Below are 12,567 nucleotides of genomic sequence, written 5' to 3'. Positions count from 1 at the left end.
GCTCAGGACTCATTGTTTCAAGTGGTGTTGATAACCTGATTCCTGGCTTGTACAGTGAGCTCGGTATCAGCGTCAATGGCCTCTATGTCAATGTTGAAGGCCTGCAATTGCTGAACTCTGAATTGGCTGCTGCCACAACAACTGAATTGGATCCGCAGGACAGTGCCCTGAGGGTGACCAGCATGGGTGCAGCATCTGCAGCCATCTTGCTTGGCAGTGAAATCGTGAATGGTGAAGATCAGGCGGTCACCTGGACCCAGGCGGTTAATGGCCTGGCTGTGTTTGCTGCATTTGACTGGTTATTACAGGCAACCGTTGAACCGGATGCCAACCATTTTGCCGCGTTGATCAATCAGGTGGTCCGCTTTGTCCAACCTTGGGGGCTGTCCACCGAGCTGGGTGGTACACGCAGGGTCAGATACAGTCTGTTTAACCAGGGAAGGGCCGTGGATGGGCATGTGCGGGTGACTTTGCCGCCATCTGTACAACTGATGCATGCTACGGTCCCAACCACCCAGGAAACCGATGGTTTCTCATTCAATTACCAGTTGACAGAGCAGGCACGGCTTGACTTTGAATTCTGGTTGCAAGTCAGCGACTCTCCGGTTGATGTGACCTTTGAGGTTTATGCCCAAGGTCTCCCGGACATTGTTGACAGCCAGAGCATGACATTGATTGCTGGTCAAAAACCAGACCTGACAGCGGAGATCTCCAACTGTCAGGGTTTGGTCAAACCTGGCGCAGACATGAGCTATCAGTTAACCATTCAAAACACCGGAAACGTGGATATTTCACAGGCCTCGGCCATCACTGGGTTCAACAACGTGTCTGCCCTGACCTGGACTTGTGAGTCACTTGATGGCGCCCATTGCGCATCCGCTTCAGGTACCGGCGATCTGGCCGGTGAACTGATTGATCTGCCGGTGGGTTCAACCGTGACCTATCAGTTATCAGGCGTGGTCAATGATGCCACCGGTCAGAGCGCACAAGCCTCAGCTGTCATCAGCATGCCAGCGGAGTGGGGTGATGTGACACCTGAGAACAACACCGCCTCTGATTGGGATGAAATCCTGCCGTTTTTGTTTAATGATGGTTTTGAGTGCGTGGCACCCACCAACGGTCAACAGGTCAATGCAATGATCAGGGAGATACTTTGATGTTTGATTTAAAAACACACTGGATGACAGGTTTATGCCTGACAATTGTTTTTGGCATGGGCTTGTGTGTCGGCGCTTCTGCCAGCGACAACTATGAATCGATTGCGTTGGACCAGCAGACCATTGAACAGGATTGGTTGAATGGCTTGATTTCCGGCAAAGACCTGGCAGCAAACAGCCAGTCCTATAAGCAACAACTCAGCACCATTCACCGTGATGCCGGTAAGCGTCCATCTTTGTTTCGTGACTACATGGATGCCGAACAGCTGTGGCTCAACAGCGTGCATAAGCTGGCAGGCATGAAACAACCGCTGGATGATCGTCAGCAACGCTACTGGCAATCACAAAACCAATCGTTGGCACAGGCCTATGAACGCCTGAATGCTCAGTTTGAGCGATTAAAGAACAACCCATTGGGCAACGCATGGCACCCCAGCAAAATGGCCAGGCTGGTCAGCATAGAACAACAACTGACGCGACGCTGGCAAGCCATTGAACAATTTAAAAGTGTGCCAGTGAGTCAGTGGCAACCCTGGCATAAAAACCTGTTGTCTCAACTCTCTCAGACCAAATCATCGGCATCAACTCAGCAGGAGCTGATCATTCTGCGCAATGATCAACTGCCCAACAGCGGTCACCTGGGAACTGCAGGGCCACTGGTGACGACTCCGGCGATTGTGCCGAGCTATGCCAGTGAATTTCCGGCGCCTTCGCAATCTGATGATCTGGTCAGCGGGCAAGTGGTCCAGCTGACACCAGAAATTTACCAGTTGGCACATGACCTGGATAACGACTACATCAAAATTGTTAACTTTGTCAGACAACAAATCAACATCCAGTACTATGCAGGCAGCATGAAAGGCTCGCAGGGTACCTTGTTGTCGTATGCGGGTAATGATGTTGATCAGTCAGCCTTGTTGATTGCACTGCTCAGGGCCTCGAACATCCCGGCACGCTTCGTTCAAGGGGTGATACAACAGCCGGTTGATGAAGTCGCCAATGGTCTGGGCCTGAGCGATCCGACTTTGGTTCAGGAAGCGCTGGAACGGGCAGGGATACCTCATCAGGCAGTGATTCAGGGTGGACAGATCAGATTCATTCAGCGACAGCACACCTGGGTCAGTGCATACATACCCTATGCGCACTATCGGGGCTCGGCCAATGATTTAACCGAACCGGTTTGGTTGGCGCTGGCACCGGCCATCAAGCGCACAATAGTTGAGCCAGCCAGCAGTGATTATGCCGGTTTGGCCATTGATGCCGGTCAAATGATCATAGACCACCTGATGGGACTGGGTACCACAGAGCCGCCGCTTGCTGTTTGGCAGCAACAGGTCAATGCCGCATTTGCCGGAGATCTGAGTGATTTGCAGACCGTGGTACACAACACGTCAGATGCCTACACCATCATCCCCGCAGCAATGCCGGTTAAAGTGATTGCAGCGACTTACGAAGCAGCCGATTTGCCGGCAGAACAGATTCACCGGGTGCGGTTACAACTGACCAATGGGGCAGTGATCACTGATGTCGAATTATCGATGACCTCATTGGCTGGCAGACGGCTTTCGCTGTCCTATTTACCTGCCACGATTGAAGACCTTAATCTGATCAATCTGGCGGGCGGCATGTCTCAGGTGCCACCGGCTTTGATCAACCTCCGTCCGGTGTTTAAAATCAATGGTCAGGCTGTGAACATGGAAGCCGGTGACATACCCATGGGGACTTTCCATGAGTTGGACATTGAGTTGATCGCCCCCAACGGCAGTGTTGATTTAAACCGGACCGTGCTTGCTGGCAGTTACCTGAGTCTGGTGTTCAGCACCCAAACAGACGAGCTGACCATGCAGGCAGAAGATGCTGGCCTGGTGACGGATGAAACCCTGCCAGTGAGGCTCATGCACAACCTGGGTGTGCATTATCAGAATGCCTGGCGGGCGGCTGAAAATGAATTGGCCATGACCCTTAATCAAGCCATCATCAGACCGTTTCCTCTGCTCTCAATCATCTCACCAGAATATCATCTGGAATACGTCGCCGATTTACCGGTGGAAATGAGCTTCACGGGTGTCAGCCTGGATGCCATCAGTCGCATCACCGATGTCATCAGTCGGGGTTTAACTGCGGAAGCCGACTGGTCGCGCTTAGCTGCCTGGCATGGCTCCTGGCTGGAATCTCAGGTATTTGCTGATCAATGGGCCGTCAATGCCGTGTCAGCAGATCAGGGAATCAGACTCATGGCACAGGCCGCTGAGCAAATTCATGTCATTGATGCTGGCAATGCAGCGGGCATCATTGCAGGCCTGAATCACCCGGAACCCGTGAAACAGCACATCACTGGGTGGGTGTCATCCGGTCATCAGGTTACCATCGCACAAAATCCAACCCAGGTCGATGCCTGGAGCGGATCTGCCTGGTACATTGTGCATCCGGATACAGGTCATTCGGGTTACTTCATTGCTGGTGGCTATGCCGGTGGCCAAACCACAGAACCGCCTGAATCCTGGGCGTTGAATGACTTGGCCAGGATGCTGTTCGACCCCTATGCTGAGGGTGCCAATGAAGATGCCTTGTCGGCCAGGTACATCCGTTTGATGGACAGCACCAACAACCAATATGGTGTGGTCAATCAACTATTGGCCAAACCCAGTGAGGTATTGATCACAGATGCCAGCAACCGTCCGGTGATCAATGCCACTGTGCGCTTCACCATGGGCAATGCACAGGCAGAGATTGCAACCGAGGGCGGTTTTGCCTCAACTTATGTGGTTATGACCAACCAACAGGGCCGTGCTGAGGTCGATATCAAGGTGGCTGAACGAATCGGCAATGGACCCTTCGTTCAAGTGGATCCCCAGGATGAGCACCTGACCCAATTAGGTCAAATTGAGATGTCGGTTGAGGTGCTGTCCAACTTGGGTTGGATTCCAGCTGATGAGTTGTTCAGGCATTATGCGCTTCCGGATGAGCCGGCAGCGATACTGATCAATGAATGTAATTGGTCATTAGACACTTGCCACCAAGCGGTTGGGCAACAGGAGATGCGTGCCGGTAACATTTACGTGGTGGTGGTTGACCAGTTCAATAACCCGGTACCCAATGTACCGATCAGCATTGAAGCCGAAGCCCCGGTGCCACCAGTGGGTGGTAAAGCCGCACAATCAGGCTCAGGGCATAAAAACCAGCCACTGCAGCCTGCACCAGCGGGGCATCTGTTCAGCAGTGTACCTTTGACTGATGGTGTGATCGAACAGATGGAACAGTCAGGAGCACTGACCAAGTCATCCATCACAGGCAGTTGTGATGAGTACACACCAGCAAAAATCGCTGCCAATGTGTGCTTCAACACCGACCAGATCAATCTACCCGCTTGTGCTGAGCAACAGGTGGTGATGAATTCTGATAATGGCTGGAAACCGTTCACGGTTTACAATGGCAGAGGCCTGCCAGCCACCCGCTTCCCGGTTAAGCTCAGCGTGGCCGGCCTGGACAGCCAATACATCAACCGCTACAACGGTTTTACCGAGGATTTTCAGAACTTTTTCGCAGCCGGCTTGTTCTACACCGGTGAAGACACCAATGGGCCCAATGGCAGCTATTTTGGTGATAAACCAGACGAATTAATCAGCAAAACATTACAGCCACTGTACCTTAAATATGTTGATTATGGAGCTTCTGGGGGCTGTGATTTTGTGCAGTACGCCCTAAGCGATACTGGTGAACAAACCACAGAGCAACTGACAGGAAATGCTGATGTTACGGTCACTGGGCCAGTTGATGAATGGCAGGTGAACTATCAGATGGGTGCAGAAAGCTCACTTAACACCAACCTCATCAGTACCCAGGATGCGCGCTTTGCCGCCGTCAGTCCGCATGGTGGTGTGACGCAGCAACAAATGGATTTCATCGCACCTTCCATGACGGTCACTGCAGATGTGGTCAGTCGGGTGCCAGTATTCTTTGATCTGGCAGACGACCAAACCACCCGGCAAGCCACCCGTTTTCTGATCAACATCTCTCCTGAAGAATACCAACCACAAAAAGTGTCAGCGGTGTTTTATGAAAATGGCACAGAGTTTTATCGCCACACAGTGAGTTATCCAACTGATGCCCTGGTTGAGGCGGTGTTACCCACAGGGGTACCAATCAACCCGGACAGAACTTATGAAATTGAATTGGTGCTCAATGAAGGCTCGGCCTATGAAGTCATCTACGACAAACAACCCCTGGAGGGCATCAACAGGAGGCTGATCAACCAAGTCAGCTGTGCCGATGCATCCTTGTTTGGCGCCTGTGGTGGCCCGGTGATCAATAATACCTTTGAAAATGCAGTTAGATTGAGTTCTGATGTGGATCTGGCCAATGCCAATGTGTGTCGTCAGGAAGGTTTTGACCTCAATTTGCTTGCTGATGCCCGGGTAACCATTGAGGCCATCCAGCACAACCCTTTGGGGCAAGACGGCTCAAACATCACTTTACTGGCTGACAACGAGTTGATGAACGCTGGTATCAATGAAGTTGTGGCACGGGCTGATTCACTGGGCAATCATCAGTACACCTTAAGAATCACAGCCGTGGCAGAGGACAATGGTGATGAACAGGTGGTCTATGGTGGCCTGGTGTCCAGATACGACGTCAGCAATTCACTGCCCGTGGGACATGCCATTGTTAAGGGTGTGGATCTGGCCGATGGTTCAATGGTGTATTCCAAACAGGACATTCATCTGGTTTCACCCGGGGTTGACCTGGAATTCACCAGAACCTACAGTTCACAAGGCAGGCAAGAGTTGGGTCCATTGGGCTATGGCTGGAGTTTTAATTACCTCTCCAGGGTCATCATCGGCAGCTGCGGACAGGTGGTGGTGACCGGTGCTGATGGCGGCTCGGCCCGTTTCAGAATCCAGGGTGATGAATTCATTCCTTTGAAAGGATACCACTCATCATTGGTGCTCAACGATGACAACAGTTTCGATTTTTATCCCAAAGGTGGCAATCGCTATCACTACACCCGCAGACAGGACAATGTCTGGTGGATGGATTATGTCGAGGATCCCAACGGCAACCGACTGACAGTACAGGTCGAATCCAGAAACAAAGCACCGGTGATTCGCTCAGTCACCGATTCAGTTGGCCGTCGTTTGTTGTTCAACTATGAGCTGCATGACTTTGGCATATATCGCAATGAAATGCTGGTGTCAGTGTCAGGCCCTGCTGGTATTTTGTTGACCTTTGAATTCGATGACATCGGTAACCTCATCAGTGCACAGCGGGAAGGTGACACCACCAACGAAGTGTTGGGGTATGCCGGTGATGTCTCAGGACCGAATCGCTCATTGCTGTTGACAGTGGATGATCAGTCCACCAGTGCCAACCGCACCTGGAGTTACCGCAATAAAAGCGTTTCACTGCCCACTGATATGGGAGACTTGCCTGATATTTTCAGCATTGAAGTGGCTTCGATTGAAGAGTCTGATGCCGGTGTGACCAGCTTCAACTACACCCCGGGCATCGGCTACAACGACAATGCCAACGTGACGCAGAACGGTCAGCTCAGTCAATACACCCTGAATGATTATGGCGCGGCCACGGAAATCACTTCCCCTGCCGGGACCCGGACTTTTAACTGGAACACCGACACCGATGTGTTGTTGATGAGTGAAACCGATGAAAACAATCGCCTGCGCTCATTCCAATACGACCAATACGGCAATGTGATTGAAGAGCGTTTGGGCTCATTGATCAGCCAGTACAGTTATTATGCGCCGGATCAGTTTCAGCCACCTTTCATCAAGGAACGGGTGAAAACCCACACCAATTGGCGGGGTGACCTCACTGAATACAGCTATGACATCCATGGCAATAAAGTCTCTGAGGAACTGTCAGGCATCAGTACCGGCTATGATCACAACGCGCGTGGCCAGGTGATCACCATCACCGATGGCAGGGGCAATGTATCTTTGATCACCTATGATGATCTGGGCTATCAGTCCTCCATGAGGAACCCTGAAGGCAATGAGACCACAGCGGTATGGAACGCCAGGGGACAAAAACTCAGTGAAACAGACGGCAATGGCAACCTCACCACTTACTCATACGACAATTCAGACCGCATGCTCAGTAAAACCCTGAACAGCAGAATCTGGACCTATGACTATGAAAACGGTGGTCTGATACGCACCGAAACAGACCCCAACGACAACACCACGCGGTATGAATACGACACGCAAGGTCGGTTGTTGGAGATCACCAATGCGGCATTGGACACGTTTACCTATGTCTATGACCTGAATGGTAATAAAGAGTCCGAAACAGATTTTGGTGGACACACCACAGGGTTCAGTTATGACGCGGCCAATCGCCTGAGGACCAAAGTTGAGCCATTGGGTAAGGTCACCACCTACACCTATGACAATGTCGGCAATGTCCTCACCGAAACCACCGGTGACCGGGTCACAACCTACACCTATGATCCGGATCGCTATTTCCAGGACAGTGTGAAACGCAATGGGCCACAGGGTGACGTGTTGATCAGCCGCACCGTGGATGGACACGGCAATGTGCTGACTGAAACCGATCCCAACCAAAACACCACCATTTATACCTATGATGCCTTTGACCGCATGCTGACCATGAGTGGACCATTGGGCTCAGGTAAAACCATGACCTATGACGGCAACGGTAACCTCACTTCAGAGGAAATCCACAACAGCTCTGGCAATCAAATCACCACCAACACCTACGACAAGGCCAACCGCCTGAAACAGGTGAACCTGCCTGAAGGTGGGGCGATGGTGTATGAATACGATGGCAATGGCAACATCAGTTCCGAGACCAAACCAAACGGTTACTTTGCCACCTATGGTTACAATGACCTGAACCTGCCAACCCTGAAAACCATCAACCAGCAAACCTGGCGCTTGTCTTACGATCAGGCCGGAAACCTGAAAACCGAAACCTGGCCCAACGGCAACATCGTGACCTATGTGTACGATGAACTCAACCGTGAACTGTCACAAACGGACTTGGTCGGATTGGTCAAAGCACAAACTTATGATGCTGACTCCAACATCAAAACCATGACTGATGGAAACGGCGAGCTCAGTACCTATAACTACAACGATTTACATCAGCGCGTGGCAGAAATATTGCCTTTGGGCCGTGGCCATACCTACACCTACACGGTGTTCGGTGAATTGCTCACCGACACCGGCCCCAATGGAACCATCACCCACACAGTGGACACCCTTGGGCGCAGAGGCAGCAGCAGCGGACCTGATGGCTATGACATGGCCTTTGGCTATGACCTCAATGGCAATTTAACCAGTCAGACTGATTCCAGATTAATCACCACCACATACCTGGTCAATGACCTGAACCAGACCCATCAACAAGACACCGGTGCATTCACCATGACCATGAATCATGACACCTTGGGTAACCTGCTCACTCAAACCGATTACCGTGGCATCACCAGTGAATACACCTATGACCTGGAAAACCGTCAGACTACATTCACCAGGGCAGGGTTGCTGCAAAGTGAAACCACTTACAACAACGCTGGCCTGGTGATCGCCGAAAAAGACGCCCGCGGTAAAACCACCACCCATGAATACAACACCCAGTACCACAAAACCCGCAGCAGCATGCCCGAAGGCCTGGTGGTCACATTCACACCCGATGCTTTTGGTGATGTGCTGTTGCAGAACAACCCGGGACCCAATGACACCACGCGAACTTATGACTTACGCCGTCGGTTACTCACTGAGACCAATGGCGCAGGTGAGACCACAACTTTTGAATATGACCTCAATAACAACCGCACCGCAGTCATCAAACCGGGCGGACAGCGTTGGGAGTATGATTTCGATGCAGCCAATCGATTGACCCATGTACGAAACGTACCTGAAGTGATCGAGACCATCTATGGTTATGACACAGCCGATAACCTTGAGACCATCACCGATGCCAAAGGCCGGGTCACCCGCTTTACCTATGACAATCGGAACCGCAAAAAGACCAAAACCTACCCAGGTAACACCGATGTGGTGGGCTATGACTATGACCTCAACGGTAACCTGACTGGTATCCAGCACCCCAATGGTGTCAATGTCACATACAACTACGACGACTTGAACCGTCAGTACAACCAGGAATACATTGGCACCTACGGCTCGGCCAGCGTCACCCTGACCCTGGATGGCAATGGCAACGTGGAAGGCGTGGCTGAAGTGGTTGATGGCCTCAGTCATGGTTACAGCATGACCTATGACAACCTGGACCGCCTGACCAGCAAAACCGATCGATATGGCAACACCTTCTTCTACGATTATGACGCCAACGGTAACCGCACGGTGTTCCGTGACCACGACAACCAGGTCACTGATTACAGCTATGATGACGCCAATCGCCTGAAAACCCTGACCCAGACAGGCCTGGGTACCTTCACCTGGACATACAACACAGCCGGGCTGCCCGCACAAATCGCTTACCCCAATGGTTCAGAAGCCAATTACCAATACGACAACGCCAACCGCATCAGTCTGATTGACAACAAGCAATCTGGCGTCACCGTCACCAGTCACGAATATGACTACGACCCCAATGGCAACCGTACCCAACTGATCGAGAGTAACATCGATGCATCAGCCATTACGTCATATTATTACGACGGTGCGGACAGGCTGGATGTTGTTGAATACCCCACCAAACGCGTGGAATATACCCTGGATAAAGTAGGTAATCGAAAAGAAGAAATAATCGATACAGCCGGTAACATCAACACCCGCACCTATGTTTACAATGACCGGGACCAACTAACATCAGTCACTGATGGTGCCAGCCTGGACATCAGTTACGCTTACGATGCCTTTGGTAACCAGACCGAGAAAACCGAAAACGGCACCACCAGTGTGTTCGATTACACACCCAGACAACGGGTGAAAAGCATCACCGTTGGCACCGCTCAACCGCATCAATACGAATACGATTACGCCGGCCAAAGGGTTAAAGCCACTTCCGCATCTGGTAACGAAAAACGCTACCTGTACGATGGGCTTACCCTGATCGCCGAAACCAACGCCATCGGCAACACCCTGGCCACCTACCACTACGGTGCCAGACGCCAACTGGCCGAAACCAGAAACGGCCAGCGCGCCTACTACCTGGCCGACGCCCTGGGCACCAACGTGGCCATCACCAACCAGGACGGCTCCATCCAAAACCGCATGGACTATGACGTATGGGGCAATCTCAATCAAGAAACATCTACCAGCGACAGCCCCTTCGGCTTCACCGGCTACCTCAAAGATGAAGACACCGACCTTTACTACGCCAACGCCAGGTACTATGATTCGTTTACTGGGAGGTTTTTGAGGGAGGATCCATTGCAGGGTTATCAATTGAGACCTACTAGTATGCATAGATATAATTACACAGCTAACAACCCGGTAAAATTTTATGACCCTACTGGCAAAGGTGATGCAACTGTACATTTTTATGAATCATTGATGATTGCAGATGTGGTTGGTCTTTCTAAGGACGAATCATATGCTTTTGCCATTGGTTCCCAGATCGGTGATGAGTTTGAACAACATGATGCTATGAAAAACTCTATTGGATTTGCTCTAACAGTTTTAGGTCAATTGCAATCACCATTTTTAACTAGGGATTATTTTGAATTATATGATGATACTGTTATTAATAATTGTGGAAATCACGCTCTGTGTAACACGAAATCAATTTATGTAAAAAGAGCCTTTAAGTATTTTGCTGAACATCACGCTGAAAATATCGCACAATACGCAACTGCTGACCATACTTATGCAGATAGTTTCTATCATATAACTTTAGAAACTCTTGGTAGCTTAGAGGAAGAAAGTCCCGGTGAAGTGATTGGTCATGGTTTGGATGGTACAAGCACAGATAAAGCTTATAGATTTATGGACACTAAAAGAATTAATGCATTTAGATCGAGAGCATGGGCGTTATTCGAGTTTTCAAAGAGAACAGGTAAAACTAATATCAGTAAGTCGAATTTTGAACAAAGATTAAGTTTAGCGATTGCGGAATTGATAGAGCAAAATAATGAGATTTTAGATGCAAATAGCCCTTTTCCTTATACTCACAAGTACCATTCAAAAATTGATAGTAATGATGAATATGAAATGATGAGGAACATTTTGAATAAAAGAGGGTTTGTAGATATATTGAGAGTGGAAGATTTCCCCACAAGCCTAAGCATCGAAAAGATTTTAGAGAATTTTGGAATTGCTAGACTTCGTGGATTGGCAAAAATTATTAACCCTGTAGCTTCGGAAAAGATTGATTCTTTAAGTAAGAAGAGGTTAGTTAACTATTTAAATTACAAGTTTAATCAGTTTCAAACCGAATCAAGAGATATTATGTATACTGAAACTATGAGAATTAAGAGGGAAGAGGAGTGGATCAAAGAGTCTAATGAATTACCAGGTGTAGAGGAGGTTTCCAAATGAAACATCTGTATACAGTTATAATTCTGTTTTTGATTCTGTTGGTTTCTAATAAATTGATTCAATTAAATGTTAAAACCTCCACAAATGATCAAAATAAGTTCATTGGGCAAGAAACTACTAAATTTACAAATTCAATTACTCTTGACCAGATTTACACATTGATAGAGTCTAATGATATCGGCACCTTAGAAAAATTACTGAAAAACAATAATTTTTCGCCAATTAGCAATAACCAAAGTCTCACATCATCACCTCTGATTTACGCTTCAGAGTTATTAAGAAAAGATATAGTCAAAATGTTGCTGAGCTTCGGATTTGATGCAAATTTTACAAATTACTTAGGGGAAACACCACTTATTAGAACTTTATACTCCATTAATGAAGCTTCTAGTAATGAGGATATTCATGCTAGTTTTGAAATTACAAAATTACTAGTGGAATCAGGTGCGAATATCAACATAGAATCTTCGGAAAATAAAACAGCACTAGAGGCGGCGATTATTTTTGATAAATTGGAAATAATAAGTTATTTGATTGAAAATGGAGGAGATTTATTTCGCTTAGATGTTGATTCGGCAAATTACCTGTTTTACTGCAAGTCGATAGATTGTATCCGGCTATTGGTCCAGAAAGGTTTAAGTATTAATAGTAATACTCAAGGAGGTGTAAACTTACTTCAAAGCTTAATATCTAGTTCATTATTAAGTATAGACTCAATTGAGCAAGTAATAATGCTAGGCGTGGATATCTGTCATGTAGATAATGAGAACAGATCAGTTGTTGATTATGCTGAACTGAAAGGTATAAATAATAATCTAAAAAAAGATAATGTTGAGTTTTTTAATAAGAAAAAAATAGAAAACAAAAAAACAGAGCTTTATCAATATCTGTTGAAAGAGTACATGTCTAAATGTGATAACTGA

At 48.6% G+C, this 12,567-nt stretch carries 3 protein-coding genes (1 of these 3 cut by a window edge); all 3 read left to right on the top strand.

The window, feature by feature from the left end:
* Tightly spaced (each overlapping or abutting the next), the 3 genes in view from B0475_RS15810 to B0475_RS15800 form a layout consistent with a single transcriptional unit that may run on beyond the window.
* Positions 1-1,157 carry the 3' end of a CARDB domain-containing protein gene (locus B0475_RS15810; RefSeq protein ID WP_198538343.1) on the top strand. The gene continues 18,100 nt to the left of window position 1, outside the view, so only the last 1,157 of its 19,257 coding nucleotides appear in the window; its start codon lies beyond the left edge, outside the window; the stop codon is at positions 1,155-1,157.
* Positions 1,157-11,644 carry an RHS repeat-associated core domain-containing protein gene (locus B0475_RS15805; RefSeq protein WP_077412864.1) on the top strand — a complete coding sequence of 3,496 codons (10,488 nt, stop codon included), beginning with the start codon at positions 1,157-1,159 and terminating at the stop codon, positions 11,642-11,644. The genes B0475_RS15810 and B0475_RS15805 overlap by 1 nt, the downstream gene beginning before the upstream one ends.
* Positions 11,641-12,567: an ankyrin repeat domain-containing protein gene (locus tag B0475_RS15800; protein WP_077412863.1), complete on the top strand. Its 927-nt coding sequence runs from the start codon at positions 11,641-11,643 to the stop codon at positions 12,565-12,567. The genes B0475_RS15805 and B0475_RS15800 overlap by 4 nt, the downstream gene beginning before the upstream one ends.

Origin of the sequence: Marinicella sediminis, from assembly GCF_002000055.1 — a bacterium.
In the GTDB taxonomy this organism is placed as follows: Bacteria; Pseudomonadota; Gammaproteobacteria; order Xanthomonadales; family Marinicellaceae; genus Marinicella; species Marinicella sediminis.
This window is presented reverse-complemented; position numbering and strand designations above follow the sequence as displayed.

Coding starts and splice junctions, on each gene's coding strand:
- B0475_RS15805 (WP_077412864.1), top strand. CDS start 1,157: ATGTTTGATTTAAAAACACACTGGATGACAGGTTTATGCCTGACAATT.
- B0475_RS15800 (WP_077412863.1), top strand. CDS start 11,641: ATGAAACATCTGTATACAGTTATAATTCTGTTTTTGATTCTGTTGGTT.